Source organism: Streptomyces hirsutus (genome assembly GCF_001418415.1).
GTDB classification, from domain to species: Bacteria; Actinomycetota; Actinomycetes; order Streptomycetales; family Streptomycetaceae; genus Streptomyces; species Streptomyces hirsutus.
Genome location: NZ_LIQT01000131.1, coordinates 43,650 through 57,876, shown reverse-complemented (window position 1 = coordinate 57,876; position 14,227 = coordinate 43,650). Strand labels below are relative to the sequence as shown.

Sequence of the window (14,227 nt, the reverse complement as noted above, 5' to 3'; positions counted from 1 at the left end):
CCCCGGCGCCCGCCTGCACGGCGCCGACTTCGTCGACCAGGCAGCGGGCCTCGGCGCGGTCGCCGTGCTCACCGACCCGAGCGGCGCCGCACGCGTCGCCGCGGCCGGCCTGCCCGCCCTGGTGGTCGACGACCCCCGCGCGGGCATGGGCGAACTGGCGGCCACGATCTACGGCCACCCGGGCCGCGACCTGCTCCAGGTCGGCATCACCGGCACCTCCGGCAAGACCACCACCGCCTATCTCGTCGAGGGCGGCCTGAAGGCCGTCCGCGGCACGGACGAGGAGGGCCGGCGCGAAGCGCCGTCGGCCGAGGGCGGCGGCGGGCGACGGGTGGGGCTGATCGGCACCGTCGAGATGCGCATCGGCGACGAGCGCATCAAGTCCGAACGCACCACGCCGGAGGCCACCGACCTCCAGGCCCTGTTCGCCGTCATGCGCGAACGCGGTGTCGACGCGGTCGCCATGGAGGTCTCCAGCCACGCCCTGGTCCTGGGCCGGGTGGACGGCTGCGTCTTCGACATCGCCGTCTTCACCAACCTGAGCCCGGAACACATGGAGTTCCACTCCGACATGGAGGACTACTTCGGGGCCAAGGCGCAGCTGTTCACCCCGCTGCGCAGCCGCCTCGCCGTGGTCAACGCCGACGACGAGTACGGCCGCCGCCTCACCAAGGAGGCCGGCGTCCCCGTCATCACCTACTCCGCCGAGGGCCACCCCGACGCCGACTGGCGCGCCGAGGACGTCGTGGTCGGCCCCACCGACTCCACGTTCACCGTGCTCGGCCCCGAGGGCGAGCGGATCACCGCCCGGTCGCCGCTGCCGGGCCCCTTCAACGTGGCCAACACCCTCGCCGCGATCGTCGCCCTCGCCGCCGCCGGACTGGACCCGCAGGCCGCCGCCGACGGTGTCGCCGCCGTCCCCGGCGTGCCCGGCCGGCTGGAGCGCGTGGACGCGGGCCAGCCGTACCTCGCGGTGGTCGACTACGCCCACAAGACCGACGCCGTCGAGTCGGTGCTGCGCGCCCTGCGCAGGGTCACCGAGGGCAAGGTCCACGTGGTGCTCGGCTGCGGCGGGGACCGGGACGTCACCAAGCGGCGGCCGATGGGCGCCGCGGCGGCCCGGCTCGCCGACACCGCCGTACTGACCTCCGACAACCCCCGCTCCGAGGACCCCCTCGCGATCCTCGCCGCCATGCTGGAGGGCGCGGCCTCCGTGCCCGCCCACGAGCGCGGCGAGGTGCAGGTCTTCGAGGACCGGGCCGCGGCGATCGCCGCCGCCGTCGCCCGCGCACAGCCCGGCGACGCCGTGCTGGTCGCCGGCAAGGGCCACGAGCAGGGGCAGGACATCGCCGGGGTGGTGCGTCCCTTCGACGACCGCCAGGTGCTTCGCGAAGCTATCCAGCAGACCCAGGGATGAACTTGTGATCGCCCTCTCCCTCGCCGAGATCGCAGAAGTCGTCGGCGGGCAGACGTACGACATACCGGATCCGTCCGTTCCGGTCACCGGGCCGGTGGTGCGGGACTCACGGGAGGTGGTGCCGGGCAGCCTGTTCGTCGCCTTCGCCGGTGAACGCGTGGACGGCCACGACTTCGCGGCCGCGGTCGTCGAGGCGGGTGCGGCGGCCGTGCTCGCCTCCCGGCCCGTGGGGGTGCCCGCGATCGTCGTCGAGGACGTCCAGAGCGCGCTGGGCGCCCTCGCCCGGCACGTCGTGCGGCGTCTCGGCGCCACCCTCGTCGCACTGACCGGCTCGGCCGGCAAGACCAGCACCAAGGACCTCATCGCGCAGGTGCTGCGGCGCAAGGCGCCGACCGTCTTCACCCCCGGCTCCCTCAACAACGAGATCGGGCTGCCGCTGACCGCGCTCACCGCCACCGAGGAAACCCGGTTCCTCGTGCTGGAGATGGGCGCCCGTGGCATCGGCCACATCCGGTACCTCGCGGGCCTGACCCCGCCGAAGATCGGCCTGGTGCTCAACGTGGGCACCGCGCACATCGGGGAGTTCGGCGGCCGGGAGCAGATCGCACAGGCCAAGGGCGAACTCGTCGAGGCCCTCCCCGAGGACGGCACCGCGGTCCTCAACGCGGACGACCCGCTCGTACGCGCCATGGCGTCCCGCACGAAGGCGAAAGTGCTCCTCTTCGGAGAGAGCGACGAAGCGGACGTTCGGGCCGAGAACGTACGACTCATGGACAGCGGACAGCCCTCGTTCAGGCTTCACACACCCTCCGGTGCAAGCGATGTGACCATGCGCCTGTACGGTGAGCATCACGTGTCGAACGCGCTCGCCGCGGCCGCCGTCGCCCACGAGTTGGGCATGTCCGCAGACGAGATCGCACTCGCGCTCTCCGAAGCGGGCTCCCTCTCCCGCTGGCGGATGGAGGTCACCGAGCGCCCGGACGGCGTGACGGTCGTCAACGACGCCTACAACGCGAACCCCGAGTCCATGCGAGCCGCCCTGCGCGCGCTCGCGGCCATGGGCAACGGACGTCGTACGTGGGCGGTGCTCGGCAAGATGGCCGAGCTCGGGGACGAGGCGCTCGCCGAGCACGACGCGGTCGGACGGCTAGTCGTCCGGCTCAACGTCAGCAAGCTCGTCGCGGTCGGGGGCAGGGAAGCCGCCTGGCTGCAACTGGGCGCATATAACGAGGGTTCGTGGGGTGAGGAGTCGGTGCACGTGTCCGACGCACAGGCGGCTGTCGACCTGTTGCGCAGTGAATTGCGCCAGGGAGACGTCGTTCTCGTGAAGGCGTCCCGGTCGGTCGGTCTCGAGAGCGTGGCGCAGGCGCTGCTCGCGACCGGTACCGAGGGCGAGGTCGTCGCCCGATGATGAAGCAGATCCTGTTCGCAGGAGTCATTGGCCTCTTCCTGACGCTGGTCGGCACCCCGCTGCTGATCAAGCTGCTTGCACGCAAGGGGTACGGGCAGTACATCCGCGACGACGGCCCGCGCGAGCACGCCAGCAAGCGCGGTACGCCGACGATGGGCGGTATCGCCTTCATCCTGGCGACGGTCGCCGCGTACTTCCTGGCGAAACTGGTCACGGGTTACGTGGACCCGGAGGTCGACGCGGCGCCGACCTTCTCGGGCCTGCTGGTGCTCGGCCTGATGGTGGGCATGGGACTGGTCGGCTTCCTGGACGACTACATCAAGATCGTCAAGCGGCGTTCGCTGGGCCTGCGGGCCAAAGCGAAGATGTCCGGCCAGCTGATCGTCGGTATCACCTTCGCCGTGCTCGCCCTGCAGTTCGCGGACAACCGGGGCAACACCCCGGCGTCCACCAAGCTGTCGTTCATCACCGACTTCGGCTGGAGCATCGGCCCGGTGCTGTTCGTCATCTGGGCGCTGTTCATGATCCTCGCGATGTCGAACGGCGTGAACCTGACGGACGGTCTGGACGGCCTGGCCACCGGCGCCTCCGTCCTGGTCTTCGGCGCCTACACCTTCATCGGCGTCTGGCAGTTCCAGGAGTCCTGCGCCAACGCGACGACCCTGACCAACCCGGGCGCCTGTTACGAGGTGAGAGACCCCCTCGACCTCGCGGTGGTCGCCTCCGCGCTGATGGGCTCCTGCCTGGGCTTCCTGTGGTGGAACACCTCGCCGGCCAAGATCTTCATGGGCGACACCGGTTCGCTCGCGCTCGGCGGCGTCCTCGCGGGCCTCGCGATCTGCTCCCGCACCGAGCTGCTGGTCGCCCTCCTGGGCGGCCTGTTCGTCCTCATCACCATGTCGGTGGTCATCCAGGTCGGCTCCTTCAAGCTCACCGGGAAACGCGTCTTCCGGATGGCGCCGCTCCAGCACCACTTCGAACTCAAGGGGTGGTCCGAAGTCCTTGTCGTGGTCCGCTTCTGGATCATCCAGGGCATCTGCGTGATCGTCGGACTCGGCATCTTCTACGCGGGATGGGCAGCGGACAAGTGACCGCACCAGTGGCATCGCAGTCCCCGGAGCCCTACCGGTTCCGGGGCAGGCACATCACCGTCGCCGGGCTCGGCGTCTCCGGCGTCCCGGCGGCCAGGGCGCTGCACGGCCTCGGCGCGCACGTCACGGTCGTCAACGACGGCGACGACGAGCGCGCCCGGACCCAGGCGGCCGAACTGGAACGGCTCGGCATCACCGTCCGCCTCGGCGAGCAGGCCGCGAGCACCCTCCCCGAGGGCACCGAACTCGTCGTCACCGCCCCCGGCTGGAAGCCCGACAAGCCGCTGTTCACCGCCGCCGGACAGGCCGGCGTCCCGGTCTGGGGCGACGTCGAACTGGCCTGGCGGCTGCGCGGCCCCGACGCCCCGCCCTGGCTCGCGGTCACCGGCACCAACGGCAAGACCACCACCGTCCGGATGCTCGCCTCGATCCTCGAGGCGGCGGGCCTGCGCACCGCGGCCGTCGGCAACATCGGCGTCTCGCTCCTCGACGCGGTGCTCGGCGACGAGCAGTACGACGTGCTCGCCGTGGAACTGTCCAGCTACCAGCTCCACTGGTCCTCCTCCCTGCGCGCGCACTCGGCGGCGGTGCTGAACCTCGCCCCCGACCACCTCGACTGGCACGGCTCCATGGAGGCGTACGCCGCCGACAAGGGCCGCGTCTACGAGGGCAACCGGATCGCCTGCGTCTACAACGTCGACGCCACCGACAAGCCGTCCACCGAGGACCTGGTCCGCGCGGCCGACGTCGAGGAGGGCTGCCGCGCCGTCGGCTTCACCCTCGGCACCCCCGCCCCCTCCCAACTCGGCGTCGTCGACGGCATCCTGGTCGACCGCGCCTTCGTCGAGGACCGCCGGGGCAGCGCCCAGGAACTCGCCGAGGTCGCCGACGTCGACCCGCCCGTCCCGCACAACATCGCCAACGCCCTCGCCGCCGCCGCCCTCGCGCGCGCCTACGGGGTGCCGGCGGCGGCCGTACGGGACGGGCTGCGCGCCTTCACCCCGGACGCCCACCGCATCGCGCATGTCGCCGACGTGGACGAGGTCGCCTATGTCGACGACTCCAAGGCGACCAACACCCATGCCGCACAGGCCTCGTTGGCGGCCTACGAGTCGATCGTGTGGATCGCCGGCGGACTCGCCAAGGGCGCCACCTTCGACGAACTGGTCGCGGCCTCGGCGAAATGCCTGCGCGGCGTCGTCCTGATCGGCGCGGACCGCGCGCTGATCCGCGAAGCCCTGGCGCGACACGCACCGGAAGTACCCGTGGTCGACCTCGACCGGACCGACACTGGGGCGATGCTCCAGGCTGTCCAGGAGGCGAAGCGCCTCGCCCGGCCCGGCGACACGGTGCTGCTGGCCCCGGCCTGCGCCTCGATGGACATGTTCGCCAACTACAACAGGCGCGGTGAGGCGTTCGCACAGGCGGTGCGCGAACTCGGTGCCTGACCCGGCCGCCTGTGCCGGGCGACCTTGGGAGGGACGCGTGGGACCGTCGAGGCACCATGGGGCGCACAGCGGAGGCCGACATGCCCGGTAGCCGCACGGGACGGCCTCCCGTGCGGCGGGCACCCCACCGCCCCGCCGCACCCCGGCAGGCCCGCGAGAACCCCCTGAGGGCCCTCCACGCGCGGGCCCGCAAGGCCTGGGACCGGCCGCTGACCGCCTACTACCTGATCCTCGGCGGCAGCGCGCTGATCACCGTGCTCGGCCTGGTGATGGTCTACTCGGCCTCCCAGATCACCGCGCTGCAGATGTCACTGCCGGGCTCGTACTTCTTCCGCAAACAGCTCCTGGCCGCCGGCATCGGGACCGTGCTGCTGCTCGCGGCCTCCCGGATGCCGGTGAAGCTGCACCGGGCGCTGGCCTACCCCATCCTCGCGGGCGCCGTCTTCCTGATGGTCCTGGTGCAGGTGCCGGGGATAGGGATGGAGGTCAACGGCAACCAGAACTGGATCGGCGTCGGCGGCTCCTTCCAGCTCCAGCCCAGCGAGTTCGGCAAGCTCGCCCTGGTGCTGTGGGGCGCCGACCTGCTCGCCCGCAAGCAGGAGAGGCGGCTGCTGTCCCAGTGGAAGCACATGCTGGTGCCGCTCGTTCCGGCCGCCTTCATGCTGCTGGGACTGATCATGCTCGGCGGCGACATGGGCACGGCGATCATCCTGACGGCGATCCTCTTCGGCCTGCTCTGGCTGGCCGGGGCGCCCACCCGGCTGTTCGCCGGTGTGCTGACCGTCGCCGCGCTGATCGGCGCGCTCCTCATCAGGACCAGCCCGAACCGCATGGCCCGGCTGGCCTGCCTCGGCGCCACCGAACCCCGGACGGGCCCCGTCGACTGCTGGCAGGCCGTGCACGGGATCTACGCCCTCGCGTCCGGTGGGATCTTCGGTTCCGGGCTCGGCGCGAGTGTGGAGAAATGGGGTCAACTACCCGAAGCTCACACCGACTTCATCTTCGCCATCACTGGTGAGGAACTGGGCCTGGCGGGGACGCTGTCGGTACTCGCCCTGTTCGCGGCTCTAGGCTATGCGGGTATCCGCGTGGCCGGACGCACGGAGGACCCCTTCGTGAGGTATGCCGCGGGAGGCGTGACCACCTGGATCACGGCCCAGGCCGTGATCAACATGGGTGCGGTCCTCGGACTGCTGCCGATCGCAGGTGTTCCCCTCCCGCTGTTCTCCTACGGGGGCTCCGCCCTGTTGCCGACCATGTTCGCCATCGGGCTGCTGATCGCCTTCGCGCGTGACGAGCCCGCTGCGCGGGCGGCGCTTGCGATGCGGCAACCTCGCTTTGGTAGAAAGCGGGACCGGGGTACTCAGCGACCCCACAGATGGAACACGATGCGACGGCGCGCCACGGCGGCACGCTCGTCCGGAGAGCGGTGAATTTCGGTGCATGTCGTACTCGCCGGCGGAGGAACCGCGGGCCACATCGAGCCCGCGCTCGCCCTCGCGGATGCCCTGCGCAGGCAGGATCCGTCCGTGGGCATCACGGCCCTGGGCACGGAACGCGGTCTCGAGACACGTCTGGTACCCGAGCGCGGGTACGAACTGGCGCTGATCCCCGCCGTGCCGCTGCCCCGCAAGCCCACCCCCGAGCTGATCACCGTCCCGGGCCGGCTGCGCGGCACCATCAAGGCGACCGAGCAGATCCTGGAACGCACCAAGGCGGACGCCGTGGTCGGCTTCGGCGGCTATGTCGCCCTGCCCGGCTACCTCGCCGCCAAGCGGCTCGGTGTGCCGATCATCGTCCACGAGGCCAACGCCCGCCCCGGCCTGGCCAACAAGATCGGCTCCCGGTACGCGGCCAAGGTCGCCGTCTCCACCCCGGACAGCAAGCTGCGCGACGCCCGCTACATCGGGATTCCGCTGCGCCGCTCCGTTGCCACCCTGGACCGGGCCGCCGTGCGGCCCGAGGCCCGTGCCGCGTTCGGGCTCGACCCCAACCTGCCCACGCTGCTGGTGTCCGGCGGCTCGCAGGGCGCCCGCCGGCTGAACGAGGTCGTCCAGCAGGTCGCGCCGTGGCTCCAGCAGGCCGGCATCCAGATCCTGCACGTGGTCGGCCCGAAGAACGAACTGCCCCAGGTGCAGCAGATGCCGGGAATGCCCCCCTATATCCCGGTAGGTTATGTGGACCGGATGGACCTCGCGTACGCCGCGGCCGACATGATGCTCTGCCGCGCGGGCGCGATGACCGTCGCCGAACTCTCCGCCGTCGGGCTCCCGGCCGCCTACGTCCCGCTGCCCATCGGCAACGGTGAACAGCGGCTGAACGCCCAGCCGGTGGTCAAGGCCGGCGGCGGACTTCTGGTCGACGACGCGGAACTGACGCCGGAGTGGGTCCAGCAGAACGTGCTGCCCGTCCTGGCCGACCCGCACCGGCTGTACGAGATGTCCCGCGCCGCCGCCGAGTTCGGCCGCCGGGACGCCGACGACCTGCTCGTCGGCATGGTGTACGAGGCGATCGCCTCACGTCAGCGCTAGGGTCTTTCGTTTGGATCAGGCCGGACCCCGCGAGCCCGGTCTGATCCAAACGACAGGCTTAGGACACCGGCGAGTGAGTCGAAGGGGCGCGGCGGTGCCGGCAGGTCGAGCATGCGAAGGCCCGAAGGGCTGAGCGCGGTCGGCCTCCCGGCGTCGGCCGCGGTGCCCCGGAGGCGAGCCGCGCCGCGGGAAAGGGAGTGCTGTGGCCGGATCGACCACCGCCGAGCGCGGTGAACGCCGGCGGGAGCCGTCCGGGCCGCCGCCGGCGCGGCGGCGGTTGAGGCGGAGACACCTTCGTCTGATCGTCATCCTGGCGGTCGCCCTGGTCTTCCTCGGCAGCGGCACGTTCTGGCTGCTGTACGGGTCCGATCTGGCCCGGGTGGAGCGGGTGTCCGTGTCCGGCACCCGGGTCCTGACCTCGGAGGAAGTGCGTGAGATCGCCGATGTCCCCGTCGGGGACCAGATGGTCGCGGTGGACACGGACGCGATCGCCGCGCGGCTCCGCGATGAATTGCCCCGAATCGGCACAGTTGACGTGGTCCGTTCCTGGCCGCACGAAATAGAGCTGAATATCACCGAGCGCACGCCGGTTCTCGTGGTCGAAAAAGGCGGGGAGTTCACCGAGATCGACGGCGAAGGTGTCCGATACGCCACGGTTTCCCGAGCGCCCAAAGGTGTTCCCCGGCTGGAATTGAGCGTGCGCCGGAGTGGTACCACGGCCGCGAGTCTGCGCCGCTTCGGCGAGGGCCGGCTGGTGCGCGAGGCGGTACGGGTCGCCCGTGAGGTGCCGGACGCCGTCGCCCGTGCGACGCGGAGCGTCAAGGTCCGTTCCTATGACGACATCTCGCTGGAACTGGCGGACGGCAGGGCGATCTCCTGGGGGAGCGGCGAGAATGGTGCCGCGAAGGGCCGTGCCCTCACCGCTCTGCTGAAAGCGGCGCCGGACGCACGGCACTTCGATGTGAGTGTTCCCACCGCTCCCGCGTCATCGGGGAGTTGACGCATATCAGTGCAGGCCAGACCCCTGGTTGGGTGGTGCCATGGCTGATCACATAGGGTGAAAAGAAAAACGGGAGGTTCGGCGTGTTCGTTGAACGCGCGCCACTTGTCGACTTACTGTCCTGTTCAGAAGACTCCAGGGAACAGGCACACTGGTAACCCTAAACTTCAACGTTAGGGTTCGGGTCGGCGATACGGACCGTCCCACATCGGCATCAGTCGTCGAATCGCGGCACGGCCGTGAGTCGGCGACACGTAACTCGAGGCGAGAGGCCTTCGACGTGGCAGCACCGCAGAACTACCTCGCAGTCATCAAAGTCATCGGTGTCGGCGGCGGTGGTGTCAATGCCATCAACCGGATGATCGAGGTCGGTCTCAAGGGCGTCGAGTTCATCGCCATCAACACCGACGCGCAAGCCCTGTTGATGAGCGACGCCGACGTCAAGCTCGACGTCGGCCGTGAACTCACCCGCGGACTCGGCGCCGGAGCCAACCCGGCCGTCGGCCGCAAGGCGGCCGAGGACCACCGCGAGGAGATCGAGGAGGTCCTCAAGGGGGCCGACATGGTCTTCGTGACGGCCGGCGAGGGCGGCGGCACCGGCACCGGCGGCGCCCCCGTGGTGGCCAACATCGCCCGCTCGCTCGGCGCTCTCACCATCGGCGTGGTCACCCGCCCGTTCACCTTCGAGGGCCGGCGCCGCGCCAACCAGGCGGAGGACGGCATCGCCGAGCTCCGCGAAGAGGTCGACACCCTCATCGTCATCCCCAACGACCGGCTGCTGTCCATCTCGGACCGCCAGGTCTCGGTCCTGGACGCCTTCAAGTCGGCGGACCAGGTCCTGCTCTCCGGTGTCCAGGGCATCACCGACCTCATCACCACCCCCGGCCTGATCAACCTCGACTTCGCCGACGTCAAGTCGGTCATGTCCGAGGCCGGGTCGGCCCTCATGGGCATCGGCTCGGCCCGCGGCGACGACCGCGCGGTGGCCGCCGCCGAGATGGCGATCTCCTCCCCGCTGCTGGAAGCCTCCATCGACGGCGCCAGGGGCGTCCTGCTGTCCATCTCCGGCGGCAGCGACCTCGGTCTGTTCGAGATCAACGAGGCCGCCCAGCTGGTGAGCGAGGCGGCCCACCCCGAAGCCAACATCATCTTCGGCGCGGTGATCGACGACGCCCTCGGCGACGAGGTCCGGGTCACGGTGATCGCGGCCGGCTTCGACGGCGGCCAGCCGCCCTCGAAGCGGGACAACGTCCTCGGCTCGTCCTCGGCCAAGCGCGAGGAGCCCGCCCCCGCGCGGCAGCCCGAGAGCCGTCCGTCCTTCGGCTCCCTGGGCAGTGTCACGCCCAAGGAGGAGCCGGAGCAGGCCCCCGAGCCGGTCAGCGACATCCCGATCGCCCAGCCGCCCGTCCCGCCGTCCCGCACCTATGCGGACAGCGCGGCCGAGGAGCTGGACGTACCGGACTTCCTCAAGTGATAGGACAGCGCGAAAGCGTGCGCGGCGCGCACTTCGCCTTCACCGACCGGTGGGGCGGGGTGAGCGCCGCTCCGTATGCGGAGCTCAACCTCGGCGGGGCGGTCGGCGACGATTCCGGCGCGGTGCGCACCAACCGCGAACTGGCCGCGAAGTCCCTCGTCCTCGACCCGGCCCGGGTGGTCTGGATGAACCAGGTGCACGGAGCCGACGCGGTCGTGGTCGACGGGCCGTGGGGCGACCGTCCCGTTCCCGAGGTCGACGCCGTGGTCACCGCGCGGCGGGGCCTCGCCCTCGCCGTACTCACCGCCGACTGCGTTCCGGTGCTGCTCGCCGACCCCGTCGCCGGTGTCGCCGCGGCGGCCCACGCGGGCCGGCCCGGCCTGGTCGCGGGGGTGGTCCCCGCCGCCGTGCGGGCCATGACGGAACTCGGCGCCGACCCGGCCCGCATCGTCGCCCGCACCGGCCCCGCCGTCTGCGGCCGGTGCTACGAGGTGCCGTCGCAGATGCGCGCCGAGGTGGCCGCCGTCGAGCCGGCGGCGTATGCCGAGACGAGTCGGGGTACGCCGGCGGTCGATGTGGCCGGGGGTGTGCACGCCCAGCTCGAACGGCTCGGGGTGGGTGACCGGGAGCGGTCGCCGGTGTGCACGCTGGAGTCGGACGATCACTTCTCGTACCGGCGGGACCGCACCACCGGGCGGCTCGCGGGCTATGTATGGCTGGACTGATGGGGTATGACGGAACGTAGGGAAGAACTCGCCGCGAATCTCGCGGATGTGGAGGAGCGGATCGCCGCCGCGTGCGCGGCTGCCGGGCGCGGGCGGGAGGAAGTGACCCTGATCGTGGTCACCAAGACCTTCCCCGCGAGCGATGTGCGGATCCTGTCGGAGCTCGGTGTGCGTCATGTCGCCGAGAACCGCGACCAGGACGCCGCCCCGAAAGCCGCCGCATGTGCCGATCTGCCCCTTCAATGGCACTTTGTCGGGCAGCTTCAGACCAATAAGGTGCGGTCTGTGGCGGGTTATGCCGATTTCGTGCAGTCCGTCGATCGTTCCCGACTGGTCACGGCGCTCTCGAAGGAGGCCGTGCGCAACGGGCGCGAACTGGGCTGCCTCATCCAGGTCGCGCTCGACGCGGATGAGCCCGCGGCGGGAGGGGGCCGGGGGGAGCGCGGCGGCGTGGCGCCGGACGGCGTCGCGGAACTGGCCCGTCTCGTCGCCGGGGCCGAAGGTCTGCGGCTGGACGGGCTGATGACCGTCGCTCCGCTCACCGGGGAGTACGCCGGGCGCCAACAGGCGGCGTTCGAGCGCTTGATGGATTTGTCGACCGACCTGCGCGCGGCCCATCCTGCTGCGAACATGGTCTCCGCGGGGATGAGTGCGGATCTCGAACAGGCTGTTGCGGCCGGAGCGACACATGTGCGCGTAGGCAGTGCGGTACTCGGAGTCCGCCCCCGGCTCGGGTAACGTCGCCAGGAAGTCGGACCACAGCAGAAAATATGGTCATTGCCGCTGATCGGGCGGACTTGAGGACCTTGTGGATCGCGGGCACTTGGCGGTCGTCAGCGGATCCACCACAGAGCGGAGGGCACGGAGAATGGCCGGCGCGATGCGCAAGATGGCGGTCTACCTCGGCCTCGTGGAGGACGATGGGTACGACGGCCGCGGATTTGACCCAGACGACGACTTCGAACCCGAACTCGACCCGGAGCCCGAGCGGGACCACCGGCGGCACGAGCCGTCGCACCAGTCGCACGGCGTACACGGGGCACACCAACTCCAAAGGGACGAAGAGGTGCGAGTCGCCCCTTCGCCCCCGCTTCGCGAGCCGGTCGCCCGGTCCGCTTCGCTTCCCGCTGAATCGGCACGCCCGGCGCGCATCGCGCCCGTGGCATCCATCACACAAGAACGCGCCAGCCTGGAGAAGAACGCACCGGTGATCATGCCCAAGGTCGTGTCGGAACGAGAGCCTTACCGGATCACCACACTTCACCCGCGGACCTACAACGAGGCCCGTACCATCGGGGAACACTTCCGTGAAGGCACGCCGGTGATCATGAATTTGACCGAGATGGATGACACGGACGCCAAGCGACTTGTCGACTTTGCGGCCGGTTTGGTGTTTGGTCTTCACGGCAGCATCGAGCGGGTGACGCAGAAGGTGTTCCTGCTGTCTCCTGCTAACGTCGATGTCACGGCGGAGGACAAGGCCCGTATCGCAGAGGGCGGGTTCTTCAACCAGAGCTGAGACGCAGGACCGGACAGACGCAGGACACAGGGGAGAGGGACAACCAGACCATGAGCGTGTTCGCGCAGGTGATCTACATCGCGCTGATGGTGTTCCTCATCGTGCTCATCTTCCGTCTGGTCATGGACTATGTCTTCCAGTTCGCCCGCTCGTGGCAACCCGGCAAGGCGATGGTGGTCGTCCTGGAGGCCACCTACACTGTCACCGATCCACCGCTGAAGCTTCTGCGGCGGGTCATCCCGCCGCTGCGTCTCGGGGGCGTGGCGCTCGACCTGTCCTTCTTCGTACTGATGATCATCGTCTACATCCTGATCTCCCTCGTGGGCAGTGCGCTGAGGTGACTGTGGACGACATGGGCCTGCCGACTGCCGATGACTACGTTGAGGTGAAGAGATGCCGTTGACCCCCGAGGACGTGCGGAACAAGCAGTTCACGACCGTCCGCCTCCGAGAAGGCTATGACGAGGACGAGGTCGATGCCTTCCTCGATGAGGTCGAAGCCGAACTGACGCGCCTGCTCCGAGAGAACGAGGACCTGCGCGCCAAACTGGCCGCGGCCACGCGCGCTGCTGCCCAGAACCAGCAGAACATGCGCAAGCCTCCGGAACCGCAGGACCAGCAGCAGCAGCAACAGCAGGGGCCGCCCCAGGGGATGCCCCAGCAGGGCATGCGAGGTCCCGGCGGTCCGGTGCCCGCCGGCATATCGGGCCCGCCGCAGCAGCAGATGGGTGGCCCCATGGGTGGTCCGCCCCAGCTGCCGAGCGGTGCGCCGCAGCTGCCCGCCGGCCCCGGCGGTCAGGGCGGTCCGCAGGGTCCCGGCCCGATGGGTCAGGGTCCCGGCCCCATGGGCGGCCCCGGTGGCCCCATGGGCGGTCCTCCCGGCCTCCCGGGACAGCAGGGCGGCCCCGGCGGCGACAGTGCGGCCCGTGTGCTCTCGCTGGCCCAGCAGACCGCCGACCAGGCGATCGCCGAGGCCCGTTCCGAGGCCAACAAGATCGTCGGCGAGGCGCGTTCGCGTGCCGAGGGCCTCGAGCGGGACGCCCGCTCCAAGGCGGACGCCCTGGAGCGGGACGCGCAGGAGAAGCACCGCGTCGCGATGGGCTCCCTGGAGTCCGCCCGCGCCACGCTGGAGCGCAAGGTCGAGGACCTGCGAGGCTTCGAGCGCGAGTACCGCACGCGGCTGAAGTCCTACCTGGAATCGCAGCTGCGTCAGCTGGAGACCCAGGCGGACGACTCGCTCGCCCCGCCGCGTCAGCCCGCCGCTCCGTCGCTGCCGCCGTCCCCGGCGCCCTCGATGGCTCCGGCCGGTGCCGGTGCGCCGTCCTACGGCAGCAACCAGCAGATGGGCGGCCCCGGCCAGTCCGGCCCGTCCTACGGCGGTGGCCAGCAGCAGATGCAGCCGGCGATGACCCAGCCCATGGCGCCGGTGCGTCCGCAGGGACCGTCGCCGATGGGTCAGGCACCCTCGCCGATGCGCGGGTTCCTGATCGACGAGGACGACAACTGACGGCCTGATGGCCATGAGTACGGCGTAGCGGCCGACAGTGTTCAGGGCGGGGCCCCGGGTTCGAGAACCCGGGGCCCCGCCCTTGTGCTACGCGCGTTGGGGCCC

Annotated in this window: 13 protein-coding genes; all 13 read left to right on the top strand. The window is 70.5% G+C overall.

Annotated features, from left to right (window positions below):
* A partial coding sequence (locus AOK11_RS10495; protein ID WP_055593387.1) for a UDP-N-acetylmuramoyl-L-alanyl-D-glutamate--2,6-diaminopimelate ligase occupies positions 1-1,417 on the top strand: 1,417 nt, incomplete at its 5' end.
* 4 nt (positions 1,418-1,421) lie between these two features.
* Positions 1,422-2,828, top strand: coding sequence for a UDP-N-acetylmuramoyl-tripeptide--D-alanyl-D-alanine ligase (locus tag AOK11_RS10490; RefSeq protein ID WP_055593386.1), 1,407 nt, complete (start codon positions 1,422-1,424; stop codon positions 2,826-2,828).
* On the top strand, positions 2,828-3,919 hold the full coding sequence (gene mraY / locus AOK11_RS10485) for a phospho-N-acetylmuramoyl-pentapeptide-transferase (RefSeq protein ID WP_055593392.1): 1,092 nt from the start codon (positions 2,828-2,830) through the stop codon (positions 3,917-3,919). The genes AOK11_RS10490 and mraY overlap by 1 nt, the downstream gene beginning before the upstream one ends.
* The gene (gene murD / locus AOK11_RS10480; RefSeq protein ID WP_055593385.1) at positions 3,901-5,367 is read left to right on the top strand and encodes a UDP-N-acetylmuramoyl-L-alanine--D-glutamate ligase; all 1,467 of its coding nucleotides are present in this window, start codon (positions 3,901-3,903) and stop codon (positions 5,365-5,367) included. The genes mraY and murD overlap by 19 nt, the downstream gene beginning before the upstream one ends.
* An 80-nt stretch (positions 5,368-5,447) precedes the next feature.
* Positions 5,448-6,800: a putative lipid II flippase FtsW gene (gene ftsW, locus AOK11_RS10475; RefSeq protein WP_055593384.1), complete on the top strand. Its 1,353-nt coding sequence runs from the start codon at positions 5,448-5,450 to the stop codon at positions 6,798-6,800.
* A 6-nt stretch (positions 6,801-6,806) separates the two neighbouring features.
* Positions 6,807-7,898, top strand: coding sequence for an undecaprenyldiphospho-muramoylpentapeptide beta-N-acetylglucosaminyltransferase (gene murG / locus AOK11_RS10470; protein ID WP_055593383.1), 1,092 nt, complete (start codon positions 6,807-6,809; stop codon positions 7,896-7,898).
* 202 nt (positions 7,899-8,100) lie between these two features.
* Entirely contained in the window at positions 8,101-8,898 is a 798-nt protein-coding gene (locus AOK11_RS10465) for a cell division protein FtsQ/DivIB (protein ID WP_055593382.1), read from the top strand.
* 280 nt (positions 8,899-9,178) lie between these two features.
* Positions 9,179-10,372 carry a cell division protein FtsZ gene (gene ftsZ, locus AOK11_RS10460; protein WP_055593381.1) on the top strand — a complete coding sequence of 398 codons (1,194 nt, stop codon included), beginning with the start codon at positions 9,179-9,181 and terminating at the stop codon, positions 10,370-10,372.
* Positions 10,369-11,097, top strand: a complete 729-nt coding sequence (gene pgeF, locus AOK11_RS10455; protein ID WP_055593380.1) for a peptidoglycan editing factor PgeF — start codon at positions 10,369-10,371, stop codon at positions 11,095-11,097. The genes ftsZ and pgeF overlap by 4 nt, the downstream gene beginning before the upstream one ends.
* Before the next feature lie 6 nt (positions 11,098-11,103).
* Positions 11,104-11,835, top strand: coding sequence for a YggS family pyridoxal phosphate-dependent enzyme (locus AOK11_RS10450; protein ID WP_055593379.1), 732 nt, complete (start codon positions 11,104-11,106; stop codon positions 11,833-11,835).
* 130 nt (positions 11,836-11,965) lie between these two features.
* Entirely contained in the window at positions 11,966-12,616 is a 651-nt protein-coding gene (locus AOK11_RS10445; RefSeq protein WP_055593378.1) for a cell division protein SepF, read from the top strand.
* Positions 12,617-12,666: 50 nt separating this feature from the next.
* Positions 12,667-12,957, top strand: a complete 291-nt coding sequence (locus tag AOK11_RS10440; RefSeq protein WP_055593377.1) for a YggT family protein — start codon at positions 12,667-12,669, stop codon at positions 12,955-12,957.
* A gap of 52 nt (positions 12,958-13,009) precedes the next feature.
* The gene (locus AOK11_RS10435; RefSeq protein ID WP_055593376.1) at positions 13,010-14,122 is read left to right on the top strand and encodes a DivIVA domain-containing protein; all 1,113 of its coding nucleotides are present in this window, start codon (positions 13,010-13,012) and stop codon (positions 14,120-14,122) included.
* Positions 14,123-14,227: the final 105 nt, after the last annotated feature.

What these genes read in the sequence shown, in the direction of transcription:
- AOK11_RS10450 (WP_055593379.1), top strand. Translation starts at nt 11,104, where the DNA reads ATGACGGAACGTAGGGAAGAACTCGCCGCGAATCTCGCGGATGTGGAG.
- AOK11_RS10440 (WP_055593377.1), top strand. Translation starts at nt 12,667, where the DNA reads ATGAGCGTGTTCGCGCAGGTGATCTACATCGCGCTGATGGTGTTCCTC.
- AOK11_RS10435 (WP_055593376.1), top strand. Translation starts at nt 13,010, where the DNA reads ATGCCGTTGACCCCCGAGGACGTGCGGAACAAGCAGTTCACGACCGTC.
- murD (WP_055593385.1), top strand. Translation starts at nt 3,901, where the DNA reads ATGGGCAGCGGACAAGTGACCGCACCAGTGGCATCGCAGTCCCCGGAG.
- ftsW (WP_055593384.1), top strand. Translation starts at nt 5,448, where the DNA reads ATGCCCGGTAGCCGCACGGGACGGCCTCCCGTGCGGCGGGCACCCCAC.
- mraY (WP_055593392.1), top strand. Translation starts at nt 2,828, where the DNA reads ATGAAGCAGATCCTGTTCGCAGGAGTCATTGGCCTCTTCCTGACGCTG.
- AOK11_RS10445 (WP_055593378.1), top strand. Translation starts at nt 11,966, where the DNA reads ATGGCCGGCGCGATGCGCAAGATGGCGGTCTACCTCGGCCTCGTGGAG.